Source organism: Myxococcus sp. AS-1-15 (assembly GCF_020037055.1).
GTDB classification, from domain to species: Bacteria; Myxococcota; Myxococcia; order Myxococcales; family Myxococcaceae; genus Myxococcus; species Myxococcus fulvus.
The window spans coordinates 199,776-222,917 of the sequence record NZ_JAIQDF010000011.1 but is presented as its reverse complement, the minus strand read 5'-3'; the positions used below and the strand labels follow the sequence as shown (position 1 = coordinate 222,917).

Genomic DNA, 23,142 nt, shown 5'->3' with positions numbered 1-23,142 from the left:
CTTCACCCCTCGCCCCTGGAGCCCTCCATGCACTCCGCGACGCAGGCAGAGATCGACGAGTCCCATGCGCAATTCCGAGGCGCCTGGCGGAAGATGGCCCTGGGCGGCAGGGCGGGCGAGGTGGTGGAGCGCCCCGAGGTCTTCATCGCGTCGAGCCATGTCTCCTGGGCGATGATGAACGCGGCCTTCCTGCGCGCGCCCGCCACGACGGAGCAGGCGCTCTCGGCCGCCGTCGCGTCCGCGGCCCGCTACTTCTCCACCGGCCGTCATCCGTGGACGTTCGTCATCTCGGACGACTGGCTCGCGCCCCAGGTGCGCGAGCGCGCCGAATCCATCCTCGCCTGGTACAAGCTGCGCCCGCTCACCACCGTCACCGGCATGGTGTGCGAGCGGCTCTCGGAGCCCGTGCGCGCCCTGCCCTCGCTCGACGTGCGCCCCGTGAAGGACACCTGGGGACGCCAGGCCGTGGCCGACATCAACTCGCTCGCCTACGACGTGAGCCGCGAGTCGGGGCGCGAGGCCCTGGACGCGGAGGCCCTGTACGACGAGGAGATCCGAGGCTTCGTGGCCTGCCGCGAGGGCGCTCCCGCGAGCAGCACCGTGGTGCTCCGGGTGGACGGCCTCGCGTACATCGCGCTCGTCGCCACGTCCCCCGGCCACCGGCGGCTCGGCGCCGCGGAGCTCGTCATGAGGCACGCGCTGCGCGAGGCTCGCGACACGTGGGGCATCGAGCGCTCCGTGCTCCACGCCACCGACGCCGGCGCGCCCGTGTATCAACGCATGGGCTATCGCCCCGTGACGCGCTTCCGAATGTACGAGGCCCCCGCGCCCGGGAGCACCTGACACGCACGCGGCTCCCGCCACGAGGACGTCCTCACCCCTCCCTCGCGAACGAGGGCTCTGCACGAAATCCCACTCTGGAGGGCACGAAGGACCCATGGGCCCGAGGCCTCATCATTCTCGCGGTACCAATCCAGCAATGCGCGACAGCCTCGCGAAGAAACGTGACCTCACGAGAACACGGGCACCATTTTCTGCCGGGCCTGAAAGCGCGCGGCCATCCAGGGATGAGAGAGCGAGAGGCGGTGGCGGAAGCGCTGACCCAGGCTCGTGAAACCGCGTGGCTGTGGCAGACTTGGTCTCCAGGGGGATCGCCGGAGACAAGAGGCGCCGCAGCACACGGGAGTCCGCGAATGGCGACGTGGAATGACCTCATCCTGGCCACACCTCGACAGGTGAACGGCAGGCATCAGGAAGAGGGACCGGTGGCGCTGCAGGAGGCGCTGCTTGGGACGGAGGGAGAGCAGCTGGTCCTGCTGGGCCATCTGCATCGGGAGCCGCACCTGCTGCGCGAGGGCGCATTCCACGCCGGGCGCGCGCACCTGGAGGCCTCCACCCGGCCCTCGTGTACGCGCGACGAGCGGCTGGAGCAGATCAGGGCCGCGGGCCACCGCTTCACGGAGGCGCTGGGCGCCGAGCGCGACACGGCCCGCGTCTCGCTCATCTCCCTGCACCTGGGCCTGTGCCGGTTGCTGCTGGGCAGCCCGAAGGACGCGCGCGAGTGGCTGGGGATGGCGAACCAGTCCGCGGTGGAGACGCTCAAGGACATCCTCACCGAAGCGACGGGCGAGCAGGGCTTCACCCGCAACCGGCTGCTCGGGGGGATGCTCAACTTCGTGATGTTCTTCACCAGCTCCGCCACGCTCGGCGCGGGCTACCTGGTGTGGGATCGCGTGATGAGCAAGCGCTCGGACAAGGTGCTGCGGCGCGCGCTCGCGAGGATGGAGCCGCTGGCGGGCTACATCGACGCCCTGCGGGAGATGCGCCTGCGCCTGGGTGAGCCCGCCTCCAGCGTGCCGCGCTACGTGGTGACGCACACCGTGGATGACAGCCAGTGCCTGTCGCGCATCACCATCCGCACGCTGGTGGGCGAAGGCGAGGCCGTGGACTTCAACGGCCGGGAGACCCGCCGCGTGTCGAGGACCGGCTCGGAGCGCACCACCCCGCTCATCCGCTGAAGGCATGCGCGGGGGCAGCGGCGGAATCCCCTGCCCCCGTGAAGCCGCTCAACCGCGGACGCCCGGAGTCACGGCGCGGGCGTGGAGACGACGCACAGCTTCACCGAGCCGGAGCGGACGCCACCGCGGCTGTCCCGAGCCGTCATGGTGACACTGCAGTTGTTGCACGCGCCGGACGGCACTTCCGTCGGCGTGAAGTTCGAGGACTGCCCGGTCGGCGTGCTGAACGTGCCGGGGCAGGACGCGGTCCACTGGTAGGTCACCGCATCGCGCTCCTGGTCGAACACGTTCGCGATGACGGCCGTGCTCTGTCCGAGCACCACCCGGCCCTCGCTCGCGTGCACGTAGAGCACCAGCGGCGGCCTGTTGAAGCTCACGTGGACCTCCGCGCTCCCGCCCGGGGGAGGCGGCGCTCCGACGACCTCCACCGTGAGGCGCGCGGTGCTGACGCCATTGCGCTGGTCGCGCACCGTCAGCGTGAGCGTCACCGTCTGCGGCGACGTCGGCGCCGTCCACGTGGGGTTGGCCACCGTGGTGCTGCTCAGCTGCCCCGCCGTGGCGCCCCACGAGTACGACAGCAGGTCGTTCGGCACCGGGTCATGCGCCGTGGCGCCCAGCGTGAGCTGCTCCCCGACCACCACCGTGCTCGACGACACCGACACCGAGTCGATGATGGGCACGTCGTTGTCGTCGTGATGGCCGAACGTCATGTCATGCAGCGTGACGGCCACCAGCGCCGTCTCGCCCCCGACGATGGTGACGCCCGTCGCCTGGCCCTGGTACTCGAGCCCGTTGTTCGCCGCGAAGGCCGACACCGTGAGCGTCCTGTCGGTGCCCGCGGGAATCCCGGCGATGGTGCCTCCCCAGACCGAGCCCGTCTTCACCAGGTCCTGCTGGATGTCCGCGAAGTCCGCGCCGGAGACGACCACCTGGATGCGGACGACGCTCGCCTCCGTCGCCGCCGCCTCCTGGTCGCCAATCACCAACTGCACGGCCCCCGACTGCGAACCGGAGCCACAGCCCACCACCATCGCCAGCAGGAAGCCGACGACGCAGACACTCTTCGCCATGCGCATGGATGTTCCCCTTCTCGCACGCAGTCGCGAATCGCCTGGCCGTGCGCGGAGCCCCAGCCTGCAACAATGACAGACACGCCGGAAGTGGAATCAGACACAATCACAACCGGGGCCAGGTCGACACCCGTGCGCAAATCATGCGCGTCGGTTTTGGACCGCCCACCCGGCCCACGCCCCAGGGAGGGATGGGTCATTCCGGATGCCTCCGCAAGCGCCCCACGTCACGAGACGATGTTTCACGGACCCGACAACTCCCGGGGAAAGGAGGAGTGAACAGACATACAGGGAGTTCACGAGAACCCACCCTCGTGATAGAGACACGCGCCGAACCAATCACCTGGGAGTCTCTTCATGACCTCGGCTGTCCGAAAGCTCTGCGCCCTCGCGCTGTTCCTCGCGTCCTCGTCGTCCTTCGCCATCGAGCACTGGGCGGATGGCCGCGCGTCGCTGCACTCCTGTCTGTACGCCAGCTCCTACGAGGCGGAGATCCGGATGTCGTACCGGAACCTCTCCCTGCCGTGGGGCACGTCGGTGGAGCTCATCCACGGCTGGGGCGGGCTGGACAACTGGGTCGCCTTCGACTGGGACAACACGCAGACGGTCGCCGCGCCCGCGTCCGCGCCGTGGACCTGGACGGTGACGGTGCGCAGCTTCATCTCCCACCGCACGTCCCCCAAGTGGTACGACAGCTTCAACTTCGTGTGGAAGGTCACCCTGCCCGGCGGCAGCGTGTTCTACGAGAAGGGCAACGGCTCCACCTTCGGCTTCTACTCGGCCAACCTGGGTGACATCGCCGAGCGGCCCTGCACCAACAACTCCAGCTTCTCCGGCCCCCCGTTCGCGCTGACCATCACCTCCATCGAGCGGTGGTAGTCCCGCGCCACGTCCTCCGGGCAGGGCTGCTCCTCGGAGCCCCTGCCCCGCTGTACCTCCAGTCCTCCGCGAGGTGTCGACGAGCCACCGCGCACGCGCTCCCCGGATTGAATGCGAGGCACGGAAGGCTCTAGACAGGTGGGATGCTCGATTCCCCTGGAAGGCTCCGTACCAGCTCGCGCTCCGTGTTCCGCGCGAAGAGCTGGGTGCTGCTCGCGATTCTCGCCCTCGTCGCTCCGGCGTGTGACGACTCGGACGACCCCTCACCCGCGACGCCCATCGGCGAGGCGCGCGGACGCGCCACCGGCGAGGCCGTCACCGTCGAAGGCCACGTCACCGTCCCGCCTGGCGCCTTCAGCTCAGCGCTCGGAGATCAGGGCTTCGCGGTGCAGGACGACACCGGCGGCGTCTACGTCAAGCTGGAGGAGAAGCTGTCGCTCGCCGTGGGCGCCCGCGTTCGCGTCACCGGGACGCTCGACGAGCAGAACCAGCTCCGCATCCTGAAGGCCGTGCCCGCGGACGTGTCGACGCGAAGTGGAACCCAGACACCCACCCCGAAGAACATCGGCACCGGCTCCGTCAAGGAGCCCGTCGAAGGCCAGCTCATCCGCGTCACCGGCGCCGTGACCAAGACCTTCGAGGATGACTCGCCCTACGGGTACAAGCTCTACATCGACGATGGGTCCGGAGAGGTCCAGGTGTTCGTCCACGCCTCCGCCGGCTTCAACCCGGACACGCTGCGAGCCCTGCCCCTCGGCCAGAGCATCACCGTCGTGGGGCTCGCCGCCCAGTACGAAACGACCTACGAGGTCGCCCCCCGGGAACCCGCCGACCTGAGCATCCCCTGAGCCGGAGCGTCACACCTCTCCTGACACCGGGAGTCCGGGGTATTTCAGGTTTTCCGGAGAAGGAACGTCAGACCCCTCCGCCATAGTGCATGGAGGAGGGAGACGGTGACGGCTCAAACGTTGTTGGTGTTCGTTCCGGTGGTGTTGATGCTCGCGGCGGCGGTGGCCATCCGTCGCCCGCGACGGCGCTCGCGGCGACTGAAGGTTCGCGAAGCCCACTGACAGGCTGAGCCGGGGCGCAGGCAGCCGCCCCGGCTCGAACCGGACGAGCCCCTCCCCCGAGGTCGCTCGTCCTTCCGTCAATCAGGTGGCGCTGACTTCCCCCGAAGCCAGACGACCGCATTCCTTGGGGTTATCGGTCCTGCCCGCACCGGGTTGCGTCCGACCCGAATAAAAAATGGAAAGGTGACTGTACGCCCAGGTCCGGGCGTGTCGGAGGTAGACTCCACGCCCTCCCCAACCCGAGTGCCGCGTGGCTGAACGTCCCACCGTCCTGGTCGTCGATGATGATCCGCACCTGCGGGACATCGTCCGTTTCGCGCTGGAGCAAGGCGGCTTCCGCGTGGAGGAGGCCGCGGAGGGGCGAGCGGCGCTGGCCCACGTCCAGCGCTCGCCCCCCGCGCTCATCGTCCTGGACATCATGATGCCGGAGATGGACGGGCTCACGGTGTGCCGCGAGGTGCGGCGCACGCACGAACTGCCCATCGTCTTCCTCTCCTCGCGGGACGACGAGGTGGACCGCATCCTCGGCCTGGAGCTGGGCGGCGACGACTACCTCACCAAGCCCTTCAGCCCGCGCGAGCTGGTGGCGCGCGTGAAGGCGGTGCTGCGCCGCGCGCGGCCCGCGCCCGAGAACCCGGCCTCCGCGGCGTCGAAGCCGTTGATGCGCGGTCCCTTGAAGCTGGACGAGGAGCGCTTCCGTGCCTGGTGGGGCGAGCGGGAGGTGGTGCTCACCGTGACGGAGTTCCACCTGCTCGCGGCGCTGTTGCGCGTGCCGGGCAAGGTCTTCACCCGGGACGAGGTCATGACGCGCGTCTACGACGACGGCGTGGTGAGTGACCGGACCATCGACAGCCACGTGCGTCGGGTGCGGCAGAAGTTCGCCGGCGTCGGCGGCGAAGTCATCGAGACGGTGCATGGCCTCGGCTATCGGCTCGCCATCCCGTAGCCGCCGCCCCCAGCCCCGGCTGTGGATGGTCTTCGCGGCCGTGGGGCTCGCCGGCTTCGTGCTCACGCTGGGTGGGCTCGCCTTCGTGCGCGTCTACGACAACCAGCTCATCCGCCAGACGGAGATGGAGCTGCTCACGCAGGGCGCGGTGGTGGTGGAGCTCTATCGCGCCACGCTGGCAGAGCGCGTCGGCGAGGGCGACTATGGACGGGCTCGCACGGCGAAGTGGCCCTTCCCCATCCCCGATGACAAGCGGCTGCGGCCCATCCTCCCCTCGCTCAAGGCCTCGGACGAGCCGCTCCCCGCGGACGAGGAGCCGCCGCGCGCGCTCGTGCCCGGCGAGCCGTGGGCCCTGGAGACGGGCCTGAAGCTCAACCCGCTCCTGGAGAACGTGCGTGCCGCCACGCTCGCGGGCATCCGCGTGGTCGACACCAGCGGCGTGGTGGTGGCCAGCAGCAGCCCGGCCGTGCTGGGCACGACGCTGGCCGACCGACCCGAGGTGCAGCAGGCCCTGCGAGGAGAGCCCGCGAGCGTGCTGCGCCGTCGTCACTCCGAGGCCGAGGACACACCCCTGGCCTCGCTCAGTCGAGACACCGGCATCCGCGTCTCGGTGGCGCTGCCCGTCCTTCAAGGCGAGCGCGTCTGGGGCGTGGTGGTGCTGGCGCGCACGCCGATGACCTTCGCCAAGGCCACGTACGCGGACCGCTGGAACCTGACGGCCACGGGCCTGGTGCTGCTCGGCGCGCTTGGGTTGATGTCGCTGGCCGCCGCCGCGCTGCTGGGCCGCCCGGTGCGGGCCCTGGTGAAGCAGACGCGCGCCATCGCCGCCAGCGCACCGGAGGGCTACGAGCCTTTGGCCCGTCCCGTCGTCGCGGAGCTGGCCGAGCTGTCCGAGTCGCTCGCCGGCATGGCCACCGCGCTCAGGGACCGCAACCAGTACATCCGCTCCTTCGCGGCCAACGTCTCGCACGAGTTCAAGACGCCACTGGCCTCCATCCAGGGCGCGGTGGAGCTGTTGCGCGACAGCGCGGACGCGATGACACCCGAGCAGCGCACGCGCTTCCTCTCCAACATCGACGCCGACGCGCGCCGGCTCACGCGGCTGGTGCAACGCCTGCTGGAGCTGGCCCGCGCCGACTCCATCACCGCCACGCCCGCCCAGGTGGAGCTGGCCCCGCTGCTCAAGGCCGTCACCGCGAGGGCCCACGCGGAGGGACTGGAGCGCGTGGACGTGGGCCCCGTTCCCGAGGGCCTCACCGTGGCCCTGCCCTCCGAGGTGATGGAGGACGTGCTCTGGCAGCTCGTCACCAACGCCCGCCAGCACGGTGGCGAGGACGTGCGCGTGTCGCTCGCCGTGGAGACGCAGGCGGACGGCGTCGTGCGCGTCGTGGTGCGGGACGACGGGAGAGGCATCTCCGAGTCGAACCGCGCCCGCATCTTCGACGCCTTCTTCACCACGGCGCGCGAGCGCGGAGGCACGGGCCTGGGTCTCACCATCTCCCAGTCCATGCTGCGCGCGTTCGGCTCCACCCTGGAACTCCTGCCCGCGAGCCCGGAGACGAAGGGCTCCGCCTTCGCCGTCGCCGTGCATCAGCGGAAGTAGCTGTTGGAGATGTCCACCGAGTAGCCCAGCTCGAGCGTGGGCGAGGACGCGGCCACCAGGTATTGACGGAAGTGCAGCACCTTGCCCGGCAACGTCGCGCCCTGGCTCGTGGCCTCGGCCGCCTCGAACTGCTCCAGGCTGCCGCCCTCCCGCCGGTAGTTGAACACCGCGGGGAAGTGCGCGCGGGCTCGCAGCTCCGCCACCGGCCACGAGACGCGCGGCAGCGCCAGCTTCAACCGACCGGACAGGTGGAACACGCCCAGCTCCCGCGTCATCACCACCTCGAGCGCACCCGACGTCTCGCCCAGTCGCGCGGGCGCCACCTTCAGTCGCAGCACCCCATCCGTCACCGCCTCCACGGGCACGGGGATGGCGTTGAGCGTGACGCGCTCCAATGCGTGCCCTTCCGGGATGCTCAGCTCCAGCGCCTGCTCACGGTCCAGGCTCAACGTGTAGCCGACGCGCAGCGTGGCGCGGCCTTCCAGCGTGGACACCCACGTCGCGGTGGCCTCGGAAATGCGCGGCTCCAGCGGAGGACGCACCTGCGGCTTCGTCGCCTGCGCCACCTGGGACGCCGCCTTCCAGCCCACCCGCAGCGCGCCCTGCACCGGATAGAGCGCATAGCCCTCACCCGAGGACGGCAGCGACTCCAGCAGCGTGAACACGGACGTGTCCGCCTCCAGCGCCAGCGGCACCGGCGAGGCATGAGGACCGAAGCGGAGCTGCGCGCGACGCTCCGGCCCCGTGCCCGACGAGCGCACGGTGAGGCTCACGTCGAAGCTCTGACGCCCCGCCTTCCGCGTGAGCAGGCACAGGAAGCCATCCACCACGCCCACCGTGGCGCCCTCCAGCGTGGGCAGGGCCGTGGGGTACGTGTCCGCGTCGAGTTGCAGCAAGCGCACCTGCGTCCAGCGTCCATCCGCGAGCACCTCCACCTCGAAGCTCGCCTCCACTTGCAGCGCGTCCGCGGACAACCGTCCGCTCAGCTCGGTCTTCACCAGCGCCTCGGTGGGGGGCGCGGGAGGTGGTGTCTGTCGCTGCGAATACAGCGGGATGAGCTGCTCCAGCGGCACGGTGGCGGTGCCGGCGGGAGCCGGAGTGGACTCGGGCGCGCCCAGGGCCTCGGGAGCGAGCAGCAGGATTCCGACGACGAGGGAAAAGGTCCGCATGATGGGCTCAGCTCGCTTCCGGGGTGACAGGGGTGGACACGGGGGCCGCGCTCGGGGCCGCGCCGGGCTGGGACAGGTCCGACAGGAACGCGCGCACGCTCGCGCGGGTGGAGAGCACCATCAGCCCGAGCAGGCCGGCGAGGATCTCCAGCGTGTAGATGAGGCCCGTGTAGCCCTCCAGGATGACGGCGCCGGTGGGCACCAGCAGCGTCGCGGCCCACAGCCCCGCGAGCACCGACGTGCGCTCCTTCGGGAACAGCCACCGGGCATACGCCACCACCGCCGCGCCCAGGCCCAGCGCGCTCACCGCATAGGCCACGTAGAAGTTCATGAAGGCCGCCAGGTACGCGAGCAGCACGAAGAAGAAGCCGTACACGGCGGCGAGCAGATACGACTCATGCAGCGCGAGCTGCCGCTTGTGCCTCAAGCCCAGCGCCGCGAGCAGCGCCACCAGCACCAGGAACGGCACCCACGCGCGCCCCGCCATGCGCGACACCATCGAGTCGAACGTCTTCTCCGACGGGAGGATGACGCCCAGGTTGACGCCGGACTCGAGCGACTGGAACGCCCAGTCCAGCGTGACGGTGTCGCTGCCCGCCTGCACGGACGACGCGGACAGCACGCCCGCCGGATAGTCGTAGTTGTCCCCGCCCTCGACGGCCAGGTGCACGCGCACGTCGCGCGCGGAGAGCGCCGGATCCAACTTGTAGATGAACGAGTCGAGCCCTCGCGCGCGGTAGCGGATGACGAAGCGGGCCGTGGCCCCCTTGGCGATGCGGCCCGTCCAGACGAGCCGGTTGCCGGACTCGCCCAGGTCCAGGCTGGCTTCCTTGCCGTCCACCAGGAACTGGAGCTCCGACAGGAGCACCTGAGACTTGTCCATCTCCATGGGGAAGATGAACGCCACGTCGATGTCGTGGCCCTCGCGGTTGACCACCGCGTACTCCGCGCCCAGGTTGAAGTCGAAGCCGGAGAAGTAGCGCAGGCCTCGCTTGCGGTAGTTCATCTTCGCCAGCACCTCCACGTGCTGACGGTCGAACGCCAACGGCTTGAGCTCCGTGAAGATGGTGCCGCTGTGCACGTAGCGCAGCGATGGCGCGGGCTGCACCACGGGCGCGCCCCACCGGTCCTCCACCCCGGCCGCCAGCTCCGAGTTCGCGAAGTCCGTCCGCCCCGCCACCTGACCGGCAATCACCGCGGTGGCGAAGACGACGATGAAGAGACTGCCGAAGACGTGGTGCGCGACGAGCCACCGGAACGCCCCGCGGATGGGGCCATCGGACGTCCTCGGAGCACGAGGCGGGAAGGCAGGAGGATTCATGCACCCAGACTCTCCCTCCGCCGTGCAACGCGGATGGCGCCCCCGTGCGCTTCCCAAGGAATGTTCGTGCGGATTTCATGCAAGCCCTCGTCACAGGCACGGAGGTGAGTGCGCGTCGACCCGCACGCGTCGAACGCGGCTGAGCACACCTCGCGACGGAGTCCTCTCGGACCACACCGGCCGCCCCGACTGTGACTTTCCGCGCCCGTCGCGCGCACCGCGCCCGTCGCTGTCACAAAGTTGTCAGCCGCCCCAGGAAGGGGCTCAAATCCAGGAAATGGAGAGAGTCGAGGAGATCTACCAGGGCTTCGTGGTCGATCATCAGCTCGAGCGCGCGGGCCTCTTCGAGGTGCTCCGCGAGCGTTACGTGGCGGTGGACACGGTGCTGTACCCGGGGTGCTTCGTGCACATCACCCCGTCGTTCTTCTTCCAGCACGTGGTCTACGTGGACCGCAACGATCTGGCGCAGGGCTTCTTCGCGAACAAGGACGGCGTGCTGCGCAAGATCAGCTCGCGGCAGCAGTACGCGCAGAAGGCCTACGTGCGCTTCGTCGCGCAGGACTTCACGCAGCCCATCCCCATCCTGGACGAGAGCTTCGACCTGGTGCTCTCGCTCTACGCCGGAGGCATCGCCCGCGCGTGCGGGAAGTACCTCAAGGTGGGCGGGCTGCTGGTGACGAACGACCACCACGGCGACGCGGCCGACGCCGCGGCCGAGGAGAACCTGGCGCTCGTCGCGGTGGTGAAGGAGCTGCGCGGCAAGTTCACCTTCAGCGACCAGGAACTCGACACGTACCTGGTCCCCCGACAGGCCACGCGGGGGCCTCGCGCGTCACGCTCCGAGGGCCGCCCCGAGTGGACGCGCCACGCGGACTACTACGTGTTCCGCAAGACACACCCGGGCCCCTCGACCCAGGAGCCCGGGCGATTCTCCGCACCGCACTGAGCGCGCGGACGTGCGCTACCGCGGCTCCAGTCGGAACTGCTGGCAGTCGTTGTTGGACCAGGTCCACTGCTGCAGCACGGTGCCGTTGGTGCTCGACCCGCAGTTCGTCACGTCGAGCACCTTGCCGCTGTGCCGCGCCTCGATGCGGACGTAGCCGCCGGACGTCGCCACCGCGCGGAACTGCTGGTTGGCGCCGCCGCCATAACCCCACTGCTGGATTCCCGCGCCGTCCGCGGTGCTCACGTCCCGCACGTCCAGCGCCTTGCCGCTGTGCAGGGAGACGAAGCGCGAGTAGCCGCTGTCGGTGGGCTCCACCACCCAGATCTGGCTCGCGCCGGTATGGCAATCCCACTGGTGGATGGTGGCGCCGTCCGCCGTGCTGGGCCCGTCGATGTCCAGGCACCGCCCGGTGCTCTTGTTGACGATGCGGTAGCGCTGCGTCGGGCTGCCTTGCGCCGCGTTGTAGATGGCGAGCAGCAGCGACGTGTCGTTGCGCGTGTCCTGGCTCAGCTCCCAGATCATCACCCCGCCGCCCTGCTGCAACGCCAGCCGCGTCTTCGCCTGGATGGTGGCAATGCCGTTGTAGAAGACGTCGCCCACGTTGTCCTTGTACGGCGCCTGCGCGTCGCGAGCGACCAGGTCCGCGTAGCCGACATACGACGACGGCGAGCGCCCGTAGAACGGCACGCCCAGCACCGCCTTGGACGCGGGCAGCCCCCGCCCCTTCCAGTAGTTCAGCGACTGCACCGCGTAGTCGTACGTCGAATGCGGCTGGCCGCCGTCGTACGCCATGATGTTGAGGAAGTCGAAGTCGGTGAACGTCGACGCGGGGACGCCGTCACCGTAGTAGCCGTTGGCCACCACCGCCGCGGTGAGCAGCTTGCCGCGAGCGCGCATCGCCACGCCGAGCTCACGGATGAGCGCCGCGAAGTTCTGCGCGGACGCGCCCGGGTCCGGGTACTCCCAGTCGATGTCCACCCCGTCCAGACCCGCCGTGGTGACGTAGCTCACCAGCGTGTTGACGAACGTGGTCCGCGTGCCCGCGCTCGCCGCGAGCTGCTCGAAGGCGCTGTCGTCGCCGTTGTTCCACCCGCCCACCGCGATGAGCACCTTCACGCCACGCGCGTGCGCCGCGGTGACGAGCGAGCGCAGCCGCGCATCCGTCGCCCCAGGGCCCGTCAGCCCACCCCACGCCGTGGGCACCACGAACGCGTAGTTGATGTGCGTGAGCCGCTCGTAGGGAATCGCGTTGACGTCCCCCGCCCACGTCGGGAAGTAGCCGACCACGCGCGTCGCGAGCGCCGCGTCCTCCCGTCGCTCCAGCGATGCGTCCCTCGGCGCCGCCTCGTCCGGCGGCCCTGAACACGCCATCAGCACCACCGCCAACACCGCTTCGAGGACCAAGGCCCTGGATGTGAATCCCGTGCGCGACATGCGGACTCCCTCGTGAGCCCCCGCCCCGACGCGGGACGGATGGGTCGCGCACCTGTAGCGCCGCCGCAAACCCGCAACAATGGTTTTTCCAGAAACCGAAGAAAGACTATCCAGTCCTGTCGGACGTTTGGCGAGGGCCTGGAGCCCCTTGCGGGGGCGTCCGTATTTTCGGCGGGGACTGCACGCCGGGCCTCAGCGGGCGTCGGTGGGCAGCGGCTTCACCTGGAGCTGCTTGGACGCGAGGAACTCCGCGTTGAAGACCTTGGACGCGTAGCGGCTGCCGTGGTCGCACAGGAAGGTGACGATGCGCAGGCCCTTCCCCGCGTGCTGCCGCGCGATTTCATACGCGGCGCGCACGTTGAGCGCCGCGGAGGTGCCCACCACCAGCGCGTCCTCGCGGGCCAGGTGGTAGAGCATGTCGAGCATCTCGCCGTCGCCCAGCCGCATCGCCTCGTCCACGCGAGCGGCCTGGAAGTTGGCGGTGAGTCGCATGATGCCGATGCCCTCGGTGATGGAGGAACCCGACGACTCCAGCTTCCCCTCGCGCACGTAGCAGTAGAGGCCCGAGCCCGCCGGGTCCACGAGCACCACGCGCAGCGCGGGGTTCTTCTCCTTGAGGAAGCGACTGACGCCGGACATCGTCCCGCCGCTGCCCACGGAGGCGACGAGCACGTCCACGTGCCCCTCGCACTGCTCCCAGATTTCGGGCCCGGTCGTCTCGTAGTGGAAGTCGCCGTTGGCCGTGTTCTCGAACTGGTTGGCCCAGAACCAGCCATGCGCCTCCGACAGCGCGCGGGCCTGGTGGAAGAAGTGGGCCGGGTTGGCGAAGGGCACGGGCGGCACCTTGCGGACCTCCACGCCCATGGCCTCCAGGTACTCGTACTTCTCGCGCGCCTGGTTGTCCGGCATCGTCACCACGACGCGGTAGCCACGCTCGCGGCCGAGCAGCCCCAGGCCGATGCCCGTGTTGCCCGCGGTGCCCTCGACGATGGTGCCGCCGGGCTTCAAGAGCCCCTGCTCCTCCGCGCGGCGGATCATCCCCTTGGCGGCGCGGTCCTTGATGCTGCCGCCCGGGTTCATGAACTCCGCCTTGCCCAGGATGTCGCAGCCGGTGACGCGGCTGAGCGAGCCGATGCGAAGCAGCGGGGTGTTGCCGACCGAGTCCCACAGCGAGCCGATGCGAGACGCCATGCCCCCTCCCCTAATGGAGTCCGGGGAGGGAGGCAACCGGACAGGTCCGCTTGCGGCTACTCGTTGCGCATCGCCTCGACGGGGTCCAGCTTCGCGGCGCGGGCGGCCGGGTAGATTCCGAACAACAGGCCCACCCCGCAGCTCATCGACAGCGCCAGGGCCACGGCCCACGGCGGCACGGACATGGGGAAGCCCACCATCCAGTCGCCCAGGAACACCAGGCCGAAGCCCAGGCCCACCCCCATGGCGCCGCCCAGCAGCGCCAGCAGCACCGCCTCCGTGGCGAACTGCCCCAGGATGCGCCGCCGCTTCGCGCCCAGCGCCTTGCGCACGCCAATCTCCCGCGTGCGCTCCATCACCGACACCAACATGATGTTCAGGATGCCGATGCCGCCCACTACCAGCGACAACAGGCACACGCCCACGCCGGCGATGGTGATGACCTGCGAGAGCTGGTTGAACGACGCCGTCACCGACTCGTTGGTGTGCAGCTCGAAGTCGTTGGCCTCGTCGGGCGCCAGGTTGTGCCGGCGGCGCATCAGCGTGGCCACCTCGTCCTGCGCCTTGCGGAACAGGCCGGGGTCCTTCGCCTGGATGTCGATGTCCAGCGAGCGCTCCTTGCCATAGAGCTGCTGGAACACGCGCAGCGGGATCATGGCCTGGTTGTCCAGGCTCACCATGCCCAGGAAGCTGCCGCGCCGCTGGAGCACGCCAATCACCCGGAACGGCCGGCCCTTCAGGCGGACCTCGAAGCCCACCGGGTCGATGCCGGGGAACAGCTCGTCCGCCACGTCCACGCCCAGGATGATGACGTTGCGGCCGTCCAGCCCCTCCACCTCGTTGAAGAAGCGGCCGGACTGCACGGACACCCCGCTCACCGCCGGGTACGTCGTGGACGCGCCCATGATGAGCACCGCGGGCCGCGTCTCCTTGCTCACCGTGGACACCTTCTGCCCGCCCTGGTCGTCCGAGGGCGCCACCAGCCCCACCGACGGACAGAACTGCTCCAGGGCGCGCACGTCCTCCAGGGTCATGTCCGGACGCTTGGCGAACTTGGCCCAGTTGAAGCGGCCGAAGCCGCCCGCGGGCCACTTGGTGAGCTGGAAGGTGTGCGCGCCCAGGCGGCCCAGGTCGCGGTTCACCTTGGTGCGCAGGCCCTCGATGAGCCCCATCATGGTGATGACCGTGGCCACGCCGATGACGATGCCCAGCAGCGTGAGCAGCGAGCGCAGCGGGTTGCCCAGGAACGTGCCCAGCGCCAGCCGGAGGTTGTCGAAGAAGGCTCGCATCGGCTCACTCGTACCGGAGGGCTTCCACCGGGTCCAGGTTCGCCGCGCGCGCCGCCGGCCAGATGCCGAACAAGAGGCCCACCAGCGCCGCGAAGAACACCCCGCCCAGGATGGTGCCCGTCTGCACGTCCGCCGCCAGGGGCGTTATCAGCGACACCACCTTGGCCGTCCCCAGCCCCACTGTCGTCCCCAGCAGGCCGCCCACCGCGGACACGCTGGCGGCCTCCATCAGGAACTGCACCACGATGGTGCGCTTGCGCGCCCCCAGCGCGCGCCGCACGCCGATCTCCCGCGTCCGCTCGCGCACCGACACCAGCATGATGTTCATGATGCCGATGCCGCCCACCAGCAGCGTGATGAGGCCCACGCCCACCGCGACGCCATACAGCGCGCCCGTGAGCTGCGCGTACGTCTGCGCCATGGCCTCCGGCTTGTTGATGTTGAAGTCGTCCGGCTCACCCGGCGTCGTGCCGCGGATGCGCCGGAGGATGCCGATGAGCTGGTCCTCGGCCGCGCGCACCTGGCCCGCGTCCGCCACCGCCATGGCGATCTCGAACGGGCGCCCCTTGCCGAAGCTGCTGTAGAAGGTCTTGAAGGGGATGATGACGAGCAGGTCCATGCTCTGGTTCACCACCTTGCCCTTGCGGCTGAGCGTGCCCACCACCTGGAAGGAGCGGTTGTCCACGCGGATGGTGCGCCCCACCGGGCTGATGCCGGGGAAGAGCCGGTCCGCCACGTCCGCGCCCAGCACCGCCACCGGCCGCGTCACCTCTTCGTCCGCCTCCGTGAGGAAGCGCCCGCTGGTGATGTCGAACCCGGAGATGCTCAGGTACTCGTGGTTGACGCCCTGGATGCGCACCGTGGACATCTGCTCGCTGGCGTACGACACGTCCGCCAGCCGCGACACCGACGGCGACATCGCGCTGATGAAGGGCGCCATGGAGCGCAGCCGCTGCACCTGGTCGAGCGTGAAGTTCTTGCGCCCGCGGTACTTCCACCAGTCGCCCTTGATGATCATCGGGTACTTGCTCACGTAGAGCGTGTTCGCCCCGAAGCTCGCGAGCTGCCGGTGGAAGGACGTGTTGAGCCCCTGGATGATGCCGACGATGGCCAGCAGCGTGGCCACGCCGATGCCGATGCCCATCGTCGTCAGCACGGTGCGCAGGCGGTTGGCGCGCAGCGAGAACAGGGCGATGCGCGCGCCCTCCAGGATGTCCACCCGAAAACCCGCCCAGTGCTTCATGCGCCCCCCGCAGCCATCGCCGCGGCGTTGCCCAGCGCCACCTCGCGCCCCGGCCCGTCGGCGACGATCTCACCGTCGCTCAGGCGGATGGCCCTCGGACACCGGGCCGCCAGCTTCGGCTCGTGCGTGACGAGCACCAGCGTGTGGCCGGCCTGGTGCAACTGCTCGAACAGCCGGACGATCTCCTCGCCCGTGGCCGAGTCCAGGTTGCCCGTGGGCTCGTCCGCCAGCAGCATGGACGGCTCGGACACCAGCGCGCGGGCAATCGCCACGCGCTGACGCTGACCGCCCGACAGCTCGTTGGGCCGGTGGTGCATGCGGTGCGTGAGCTGCACCTTGTCCAGCGCCGCCTTCGCCCGCTCCCGCCGCTCCTTGGCGGGCATGCCGCGGTACACCAGCGGCAGCTCCACGTTGGCCAGCGCCGTCTCCTTCGGCAGCAGCTGGAACGTCTGGAAGATGAAGCCGATCTCCACGTTGCGGATGACGGCCAGCTCGTCGTCGCTCATGCGCGACACGTCCTTGCCGTTGAGCATGTAGCGGCCGCTGGAGGGCGTATCCAGGCAGCCCAGCACGTTCATCATCGTGCTCTTGCCGGAGCCGGACTGACCGATGATGGCCACCCATTCGCCCCGGCCCACGCCGAAGGTGACGCCTCGCAGCGCCCGCACCTCCTCGCCACCGACGTGGAAGACGCGGGTGATGTTGTCCACCTGGATGAGCCGGCCATCGCCGGCGCCGCTGCCGTGGCTCACGACTTCCGCCCGCCCTTCATGCCGCCCGGACCGCCGCCCTGCTCGGGCTCCTGCACGTTGTCCCCGTGGTTGAGCTCCTTCGACAGCGTGCGGTAGGGGCCCTCCACCACGCGGTCGCCATCGTTCAGCCCGGAGAGGATCTCCAGCTCCGTGTCGGACGCGATGCCCGTCTGCACCCGCCGCACCTGCGCCTTGTTCGCCGCGTCCACCACGAACACCACCTTGGCCAGCGACTCGGTGCGCCGCGCCTTGAGCGCGCCACCCTCGATGGGCTCCTTGTAATCGGGCAGCGTGCGCTCCGCACGCACCGTGACCGCCTGGATGGGCACCAGGACGACGTCGTTGCGCGTCTCCGCGGAGATACGGGCCTCCGCGCTCATGCCCGGCAGCACGCCCGGCGGACGCATGTCCAGCGCCACCGTGACGGGGAAGCTGGTCACCTCGGCCTCCGTGCCCTCGTTCTTGATGAGCGCCTTCTGGGCGATCTCCACCACGGAGCCCGCGAAGGTCTGCCCCTCCAGCGCGTCCAGCGTCACGTCCGCGGGCTGGCCCGGCTTGAGGTGCACCACCTCGTGCTCACCCACCTCGAACTTCACCTCCATGGCGGACAGCGCCGCGATGGTCATCACCACGTCCTCGGCCAGCTCCGAGCCGCGCACGCGCTCACCCACCTCGCGCGACAGCTCGATGACGTTGCCGTCGATGGGCGAGAACATCGTCGTGCGCGACAGGTCCGTCTGCGCCTGCTCCACGACGGCGACGTTGCGCGCGAGCAGCTGCCTGGCGGACGCGAGTCGGGCCTCCGCCGTGTTCTTGCTCGCCTTGGCGACGTCCAGCTCCGCGCCGGACGCCAGGCCCTTGGTCACCAGGCCCTCCACGCGTCCGAGCTCCTGCGTGGTGCGGCTGACCTCCACCTCCGCCACCTGGGCGTCGGCGCGCGCCGCGTTCTGCGAGGCCATCGCCTGCTTCAGCGCCGCCTCGTAGACGCGCCGGTCGATGCGGGCCAGAACCTGGCCCTTCTTCACCGCGTCGCCATCCTTGACCAGCAGCTCCACCAGGTCTCCAGAGAGGCTGGAGGAGATCTTCACCGTCGTGGCCGCCTGCACCTTGCCCGCGCCGGTGATGGTGCGGGTGATGGTGCCCTTGCGAGCCTTGGCGATCTGCACCTCCTGGGACGGCGGGGGACGCTCCTTCAGGCCTCCCGCCGTGATGGCCGCGGCACCGAGGAACAGCGCACCGGCGATCACACCCTTCCACCACTTCATTTCGTCTCTCCCGGGCTCATCAGGGCGCCCATGGCCCGCATCAAGGTGAAGCGGGCGATTTCGACATCGATTCTGTTTTCCAACAAGCTGAGCTCCGCCTGCGTGAGGCTGAGCTGCGCGTCACGGACCTCCAGCGTGGAGCCCGCACCGGCCTTGAAGCGCTCCTCGGCCAGGTTGAGTCCCTGGACGGCGGCCTCGCGGTTCTCCGCGGCCAGCCGGGCGGCGACGATCTGCGCCTCCAGCGACTGGTGCGCGGTGCGCACCTCGGCCTCGATCTCCCGCGCGGACTGCGCCAGCTGCAGCTGGGCCTTGCGGATGTTGGCCTCGGCCCGCTTGGTCTGCGCGGGGGTGATGAAGCCGTTGAAGATGTTCCAGTCCAGGTTGAGGCGGGCGATGACGTTGTTCTGCAGCCGCGGCTCGGTGAAGACCTGGCCGGCGTCCGGGCCCTGGCGGGTGTAGAGGCCCTGGGCCGACAGCTTCGGGATGTAGTCCGCGCGGGCGATGGCGCGCTCCAGCTCCGCCGCGCTCACCCGCGCCTCGAGCGCCTTGAGCAGCGGGCGCTGCTCGCGGGCCACGCTGATGGCCTGCTCGATGGTGGGTGCGGGGCCGGGCTCCGACTGGAGCACGCCCGGGTCCACCGCCTCCACGGGCTGGGTGCCCGGACGCGTCAGCCACACCGCGAGCTGGCCCTGGTCCGTGACGAGTTGGCTGAGCGACTGGACGAAGGAGATGCGATCATTGCCCAGGTTCACCAGGGCGGAGATCTCCTCCACCTTGCCCACGCGGCCGGCCAGGAACAGGGAGCGGGCACGCTCGAGCTGCTCCTCGCTGCGCTTGACGGTGGCGTCCAGCACCTGGCGGGTGGCCTGGGTGCGGAAGAGCGTGAAGAAGCGGCGGATGGCCTCCAGCTCCGCGGTGTCCGCCTCCTCCTTGGCCTGGCTCGCCTGCGCGTCGCGCAGCACTCCGGCCTGCTCCAGCTGCTTCCAGAGCGCGCGGTCATAGACGCTCTGGCTCAGGACGGCGCCCAGGTCGTAGTCGCCCGTGCTGGTCGGCTTGGACTCGACGGAGATCTGCACGAACTCGCCGGGGTTGTTCACATCCGGCACCAGGTCGAACTGCTGCCGGCGGCCCAGCCAACGCTTGCCCACGAAGCCATTGATGGAGAGCTGGGGCAGGAGCGCGGAGCGGCGGATGTTCACGTCCTGCTGGCTGACCTCCAGGTCCTGGAGCGCCGTGAGAGCGGTGGTGCTCTGGCGGCCCTCCTCGCGGGCCTGCTGCAGGGTGATGGGCGTGGGCGCGGGGGACGCGGACAGGAGCGTCGCGACGATGAGGGCGTTCATTGGCCACCTCCCGCCGAGCCGGGCAAGCCCACCATCATGACGCCCGCGAACATCGCGTAGAGCGCCAGGGACAGCAGCAGCGCGCGGGTGCGCGGCATGCCGGTGGCGGCGGAGAATCCCAGGCCGAGCAGCGCGGTGCTCCAGAGGTTGAAGAAGTCCACGGTGGAGGCGACGCGCGCCATCTTCGGGCTCAGCTCCCCCAGGAACGCGCCCAGGTGGGACGGGACCAGCTGGAGCACGCGCGAGACGGAGACGGTGTGCTGCGCCGCGAGGCAGCCGGTGAGGATGAGGTGGTACAGCGCGATGGGCAGCAGCGCGATGGCCGCCACCGACATCAGCTTCTCGAAGTGGACGGGCCGGTCGAACAGCCACGACACGACCCAGAGCATGGCGGCCAGCAGCAGCGCCATGAACGGCATCACGAAGACGCCCTTGGCGATGCCGCCCACCAGCGCCTTGCGGGAGGCGGTCTGGATCTTGTCGCTCAGGTCCGCCTCGGAGATGGTCGCCATCTCCCCGGAGGACTGGAGCTCACGGATGACATCCGGGGTCGCGTCCCAGCGCAGGGAAAACAGCGTCCCGGAGGCGGACACGCAGAGGGCGAGGATGAGGAGGGGCCAGACCCAACGGCGGGCTTCGACGGCGGCGGGCGTCCCCTCGACAGGGTCGATGAAGACGCGCACGGGTTGGACGAGTGAGGTCATAAGGTGGGTGGTCTCGGAGGGAAGTACGGCAGTCCCCCTCAGGCAATTGCTCGGCCAGTCGAAATTCCGCGGTGAACGGGCAGCCAGCCGGCCGAATTCCATCCGCATGGAAGGTCGGGCGGCTTTCTACTTCAAGGATTCCGCAGACCTGTAGCAACCTGTTGCGGAAATTTTGCCGTCGGGATCGAGAGGGTGTATTCCGCTCGGCTGCACGCCTGCCGGAGCTCGAATGGTCGAAAGCACGGATCTCGCCCAGGTCCTCCAAGAAGCCAACGACATTGCCCGGAGCGTGGCCCAGAAGCTTACCTCGGCCCACGTGCTCCTGGCGCTGTTCACGGTGGAGAACCGGGCGCAGCTGCTCCTCAAGGAGCGGGGCGTGGACGAGGATGCCCTCCTCCAGCTGCTCACCGCCGCCCCCGCCGAGCACGACGGCCTGGTCCGCGAGCTGCGGGAGAAGGCCCGTGAAATCGCGGTCAGCTGCGGTTCCCAGGAGGCGGACTGCCTCCATCTGCTCATCGCGGTGACGCGGGTGCGCTGCGGGGCCCAGGAGCTGCTGATGCACGCGGGCCTGGATCTGGCGACGCTGCGCACCACGGCGGTCTCCTACTTCGTGAGCGGGCGGATGCCGCGCAAGCTGCAGCCGGGGCGCACGCACGTCACCACCTCGCGGCCGGTGCAGAGCCGACCGCTCGGGGCGCCGCCGTCTCCCCTGCCCTTCTCCGCGGTGGCGGTGAGCCTGCCGCGCCCGATGCCGGCCGCGCCGCCGAAGCCTCCTCCCCCCGCCCCCCCGCGCGCGACGACGCCCGCGCTGTCGCCTCGCGACCTCATCGACGTGGACGAGGAGCCGCAGGAGAAGGCCGCGCCCCCCGCTGCCGCTCCTCCGGCTCCCGCTCCGACCGCGCGCGTCACGCCCACCGTGACGCCCCCGGCGCCGACGTCGGCGCCCGTGGCGCGTCCCACGCTGCCCCCCGCGCCCGCTCCGGCGGCGCGTCCCGCCCAGGCGGCCGTGGCGGTGGCGAAGGGCCCCTCGATGGCGCTGGACCCCAAGGCGTTCCCGCTGCTCACGTCGCTGGGTCGCAACCTGAGCCAGGCGGCCCGTGAGGGGAAGCTGGACCCGGTAGTGGGCCGCGCGCGCGAAATCGAGGAGGTCATCGACGTCCTCGGCAAGCGCCGCACGAACAACCCCTGCCTCCTGGGTGAGGCGGGCGTGGGCAAGACGGCGGTGGTGGAGGGCGTGGCGCAGCGGCTGCTGGGGCTGCGTGGCGGGCTGGCGGAGAAGGTGGTGGTGGAGCTGGACATGGCCTCGCTGGTGGCGGGCACCCAGCTTCGCGGCTCGTTCTCCGAGAAGCTCAACGCGTTGAAGGAGGAGGTCCGCCGCGCCGAGGGGCGCGTGATGGTCTTCATCGACGAAATCCACACGCTGGTGGGCGCGGGCTCCACGGGCGACGGGCCGCAGGACGCGGCCAACGAGCTGAAGACGGCGATGGCGCGGGGTGAGTTCCCCTGCATCGGCGCGACGACGCACGACGAGTACCGCAAGTTCATCAGCGCGGACCCGGCGCTCGAGCGGCGCTTCACGGCGGTGGTGGTGCACGAGCCGTCGGTGCCGGAGACGGTGGAGATCCTCCGCGGCATCATCGGCCGGTACGAGGAGCACCACGCGCTGCGCTATCGGCCGGAGGCGCTGGAGGCCGCGGCGTCGCTGGCGAGCCGCTACGTGACGGACCGGTTCATGCCGGACAAGGCCATCTCGGTGGTGGACCTGGCGGGGAGCCGGTGCCACCGCGAGGGGCGTGACGTGGTGGAGCCGTCGGACGTGGCGCGGGTGGTGGCGAAGCTCGCGGGCGTTCCGGAGGAGCGGCTGCTCATGAACGACTCGGCGCGGCTGCTCCGGTTGGAGCAGGACCTGGGCGAGCGGGTCATCGGACACGAGGAGGCGATCGCGCGCATCGCGCGGGTCATCCGTCGCAACTACGCGGGCTTCGCGTCGCGGCGCCCCATGGGCAGCTTCCTGTTCCTGGGCCCCACGGGCGTGGGCAAGACGGAGATGGCGCGCGGGCTGGCGGAGGTGCTCTTCGGCAACCGCGACGCGCTGGTGCGGCTGGACATGAGCGAGATGTCGGAGGCGCACGGGGTGTCGCGCCTCATCGGCTCGCCGGCGGGTTACGTGGGCCATGGCGAGGGTGGCCAGCTGACGGAGCCGGTGCGTCGGCGTCCCTCGTCCGTGGTGGTGCTGGACGAAATCGAGAAGGCGCACCGCGAGGTGCAGCTGCTGCTGCTCCAGGTCCTGGAGGAGGGGCGGCTGACGGATGGCAAGGGTCGGCACATCGACTTCTCGAACACCGTCATCGTGCTGACGACCAACCTGGGCGCGGAGGCGTTCTCGCGCACGGGTCGTCCGCTGGGCTTCGGGCAGGAGAGCTCGGGCGCGGCGAGCGCGCTGGAGCACGCGGCGTCGGCCGCGCGTCGGGCGCTTCCGCCGGAGTTGTGGAACCGCATCGACGAGCGGCTCCCCTTCCGTCCGCTGGAGGAGGAGGAGGTCGCGCGCATCGCGACGCTGCTGCTGGAGGAGAGCAGCAAGCGGCTGTCGACCGAGCGCGGCATCGAGTACGTGGCGGGCGACGACGTGGTGGGGCACCTGCTGAAGTCGGGCGGCTTCGACCCGCAGCTCGGCGCGCGTCCCATGCGGCAGATGGTGCAGCGGCTGGTGGAAGGTCCGCTGGCCGAGCGCATCCTGTCCGGTGAGTTCGGCGCGGGAGACCGCGTGCGCGTCGCGCTCCACGCCGGACAGCTCGCGTTCCAGCGGGAGCGATGAGTCAGCGCGCCTCGCGGAAGCGAAGTGCCCCGAGGAAGGAATCCTCCCGGGGCCGCGCGACCGCGAAGCGCCCCGCGTCCGCCAGCG

Annotated in this window: 19 protein-coding genes; 8 read left to right on the top strand and 11 right to left on the bottom strand. The window is 70.1% G+C overall.

Annotated elements, in window-relative coordinates; translation table 11 throughout:
- Nucleotides 1-27: 27 nt before the first annotated feature.
- Together K8625_RS27770 and K8625_RS27765 are read left to right on the top strand one after the other, a co-directional pair.
- Nucleotides 28-843: a GNAT family N-acetyltransferase gene (locus K8625_RS27770; RefSeq protein WP_223749988.1), complete on the top strand. Its 816-nt coding sequence runs from the start codon at nt 28-30 to the stop codon at nt 841-843.
- A gap of 350 nt (nt 844-1,193) precedes the next feature.
- Nucleotides 1,194-2,018: a hypothetical protein gene (locus tag K8625_RS27765; RefSeq protein ID WP_223749989.1), complete on the top strand. Its 825-nt coding sequence runs from the start codon at nt 1,194-1,196 to the stop codon at nt 2,016-2,018.
- Between the two features lie 68 nt (nt 2,019-2,086).
- Here the strand turns inward: K8625_RS27765 and K8625_RS27760 are convergent, their stop codons facing one another.
- Complete coding sequence (locus K8625_RS27760; RefSeq protein WP_223749990.1) at nt 2,087-3,094, bottom strand: hypothetical protein; 1,008 nt, start codon at nt 3,092-3,094, stop codon at nt 2,087-2,089.
- Between the two features lie 351 nt (nt 3,095-3,445).
- Between K8625_RS27760 and K8625_RS27755 the strand changes: the two genes are divergently transcribed.
- The 4 genes from K8625_RS27755 (at nt 3,446) to K8625_RS27740 (ending at nt 7,586) form a co-directional block, all read left to right on the top strand.
- The gene (locus tag K8625_RS27755) at nt 3,446-3,967 is read left to right on the top strand and encodes a hypothetical protein (protein ID WP_074956942.1); all 522 of its coding nucleotides are present in this window, start codon (nt 3,446-3,448) and stop codon (nt 3,965-3,967) included.
- A 143-nt stretch (nt 3,968-4,110) separates the two neighbouring features.
- On the top strand, nt 4,111-4,815 hold the full coding sequence (locus K8625_RS27750) for a DNA-binding protein (RefSeq protein ID WP_223784391.1): 705 nt from the start codon (nt 4,111-4,113) through the stop codon (nt 4,813-4,815).
- Between the two features lie 472 nt (nt 4,816-5,287).
- Nucleotides 5,288-5,983, top strand: a complete 696-nt coding sequence (locus tag K8625_RS27745) for a response regulator transcription factor (RefSeq protein ID WP_223749992.1) — start codon at nt 5,288-5,290, stop codon at nt 5,981-5,983.
- The gene (locus K8625_RS27740) at nt 5,952-7,586 is read left to right on the top strand and encodes an ATP-binding protein (RefSeq protein WP_223784390.1); all 1,635 of its coding nucleotides are present in this window, start codon (nt 5,952-5,954) and stop codon (nt 7,584-7,586) included. The genes K8625_RS27745 and K8625_RS27740 overlap by 32 nt, the downstream gene beginning before the upstream one ends.
- On the opposite strand, the gene K8625_RS27735 is transcribed toward K8625_RS27740, so the two are convergent.
- Complete coding sequence (locus K8625_RS27735) at nt 7,574-8,755, bottom strand: hypothetical protein (protein WP_223784389.1); 1,182 nt, start codon at nt 8,753-8,755, stop codon at nt 7,574-7,576. The genes K8625_RS27740 and K8625_RS27735 overlap by 13 nt on opposite strands.
- Nucleotides 8,756-8,762: 7 nt before the next feature.
- Nucleotides 8,763-10,076 carry a hypothetical protein gene (locus K8625_RS27730; RefSeq protein ID WP_223784388.1) on the bottom strand — a complete coding sequence of 438 codons (1,314 nt, stop codon included), beginning with the start codon at nt 10,074-10,076 and terminating at the stop codon, nt 8,763-8,765.
- Between the two features lie 277 nt (nt 10,077-10,353).
- Here K8625_RS27730 and K8625_RS27725 point away from each other — a divergent pair, with 277 nt between their 5' ends.
- Entirely contained in the window at nt 10,354-11,022 is a 669-nt protein-coding gene (locus K8625_RS27725; protein WP_223749996.1) for a class I SAM-dependent methyltransferase, read from the top strand.
- A 15-nt stretch (nt 11,023-11,037) separates the two neighbouring features.
- Here the strand turns inward: K8625_RS27725 and K8625_RS27720 are convergent, their stop codons facing one another.
- The 8 genes from K8625_RS27720 to K8625_RS27685 form a co-directional block, all read right to left on the bottom strand.
- Nucleotides 11,038-12,456 carry an RICIN domain-containing protein gene (locus K8625_RS27720; protein WP_223749997.1) on the bottom strand — a complete coding sequence of 473 codons (1,419 nt, stop codon included), beginning with the start codon at nt 12,454-12,456 and terminating at the stop codon, nt 11,038-11,040.
- Nucleotides 12,457-12,648: 192 nt separating this feature from the next.
- Complete coding sequence (locus tag K8625_RS27715) at nt 12,649-13,647, bottom strand: cysteine synthase A (protein ID WP_223784387.1); 999 nt, start codon at nt 13,645-13,647, stop codon at nt 12,649-12,651.
- Nucleotides 13,648-13,703: 56 nt separating this feature from the next.
- A complete protein-coding gene (locus tag K8625_RS27710; RefSeq protein ID WP_223749999.1) occupies nt 13,704-14,936 on the bottom strand; it encodes an ABC transporter permease in 1,233 nt (410 codons plus the stop codon).
- A 4-nt stretch (nt 14,937-14,940) separates the two neighbouring features.
- Complete coding sequence (locus K8625_RS27705; RefSeq protein WP_223750000.1) at nt 14,941-16,179, bottom strand: ABC transporter permease; 1,239 nt, start codon at nt 16,177-16,179, stop codon at nt 14,941-14,943.
- Entirely contained in the window at nt 16,176-16,931 is a 756-nt protein-coding gene (locus K8625_RS27700) for an ABC transporter ATP-binding protein (RefSeq protein ID WP_141328993.1), read from the bottom strand. The genes K8625_RS27705 and K8625_RS27700 overlap by 4 nt, the downstream gene beginning before the upstream one ends.
- Complete coding sequence (locus tag K8625_RS27695) at nt 16,928-18,196, bottom strand: efflux RND transporter periplasmic adaptor subunit (protein WP_223784386.1); 1,269 nt, start codon at nt 18,194-18,196, stop codon at nt 16,928-16,930. Before K8625_RS27695 ends, K8625_RS27700 begins: the two co-directional genes overlap by 4 nt.
- Nucleotides 18,193-19,536, bottom strand: coding sequence for a TolC family protein (locus K8625_RS27690; RefSeq protein WP_223750002.1), 1,344 nt, complete (start codon nt 19,534-19,536; stop codon nt 18,193-18,195). The genes K8625_RS27695 and K8625_RS27690 overlap by 4 nt, the downstream gene beginning before the upstream one ends.
- Nucleotides 19,533-20,240 (bottom strand): YIP1 family protein, encoded by a 708-nt coding sequence (locus tag K8625_RS27685; RefSeq protein WP_223750003.1) that lies wholly within the window; start codon nt 20,238-20,240, stop codon nt 19,533-19,535. The genes K8625_RS27690 and K8625_RS27685 overlap by 4 nt, the downstream gene beginning before the upstream one ends.
- A gap of 229 nt (nt 20,241-20,469) precedes the next feature.
- Between K8625_RS27685 and K8625_RS27680 the strand changes: the two genes are divergently transcribed.
- Entirely contained in the window at nt 20,470-23,055 is a 2,586-nt protein-coding gene (locus tag K8625_RS27680; RefSeq protein ID WP_223784385.1) for an AAA family ATPase, read from the top strand.
- The last annotated feature ends 87 nt before the right edge of the window (nt 23,056-23,142 follow it).

Bases quoted from the DNA above. Each gene is read 5' to 3' on its own strand.
- K8625_RS27770 (WP_223749988.1), top strand. From the start codon at position 28: ATGCACTCCGCGACGCAGGCAGAGATCGACGAGTCCCATGCGCAATTC.
- K8625_RS27765 (WP_223749989.1), top strand. From the start codon at position 1,194: ATGGCGACGTGGAATGACCTCATCCTGGCCACACCTCGACAGGTGAAC.
- K8625_RS27760 (WP_223749990.1), bottom strand. From the start codon at position 3,094: ATGCGCATGGCGAAGAGTGTCTGCGTCGTCGGCTTCCTGCTGGCGATG.
- K8625_RS27755 (WP_074956942.1), top strand. From the start codon at position 3,446: ATGACCTCGGCTGTCCGAAAGCTCTGCGCCCTCGCGCTGTTCCTCGCG.
- K8625_RS27750 (WP_223784391.1), top strand. From the start codon at position 4,111: ATGCTCGATTCCCCTGGAAGGCTCCGTACCAGCTCGCGCTCCGTGTTC.
- K8625_RS27740 (WP_223784390.1), top strand. From the start codon at position 5,952: ATGGCCTCGGCTATCGGCTCGCCATCCCGTAGCCGCCGCCCCCAGCCC.
- K8625_RS27735 (WP_223784389.1), bottom strand. From the start codon at position 8,755: ATGCGGACCTTTTCCCTCGTCGTCGGAATCCTGCTGCTCGCTCCCGAG.
- K8625_RS27730 (WP_223784388.1), bottom strand. From the start codon at position 10,076: ATGAATCCTCCTGCCTTCCCGCCTCGTGCTCCGAGGACGTCCGATGGC.
- K8625_RS27725 (WP_223749996.1), top strand. From the start codon at position 10,354: ATGGAGAGAGTCGAGGAGATCTACCAGGGCTTCGTGGTCGATCATCAG.
- K8625_RS27720 (WP_223749997.1), bottom strand. From the start codon at position 12,456: ATGTCGCGCACGGGATTCACATCCAGGGCCTTGGTCCTCGAAGCGGTG.
- K8625_RS27715 (WP_223784387.1), bottom strand. From the start codon at position 13,647: ATGGCGTCTCGCATCGGCTCGCTGTGGGACTCGGTCGGCAACACCCCG.
- K8625_RS27710 (WP_223749999.1), bottom strand. From the start codon at position 14,936: ATGCGAGCCTTCTTCGACAACCTCCGGCTGGCGCTGGGCACGTTCCTG.
- K8625_RS27705 (WP_223750000.1), bottom strand. From the start codon at position 16,179: ATGAAGCACTGGGCGGGTTTTCGGGTGGACATCCTGGAGGGCGCGCGC.
- K8625_RS27695 (WP_223784386.1), bottom strand. From the start codon at position 18,196: ATGAAGTGGTGGAAGGGTGTGATCGCCGGTGCGCTGTTCCTCGGTGCC.
- K8625_RS27690 (WP_223750002.1), bottom strand. From the start codon at position 19,536: ATGAACGCCCTCATCGTCGCGACGCTCCTGTCCGCGTCCCCCGCGCCC.
- K8625_RS27685 (WP_223750003.1), bottom strand. From the start codon at position 20,240: ATGACCTCACTCGTCCAACCCGTGCGCGTCTTCATCGACCCTGTCGAG.
- K8625_RS27680 (WP_223784385.1), top strand. From the start codon at position 20,470: ATGGTCGAAAGCACGGATCTCGCCCAGGTCCTCCAAGAAGCCAACGAC.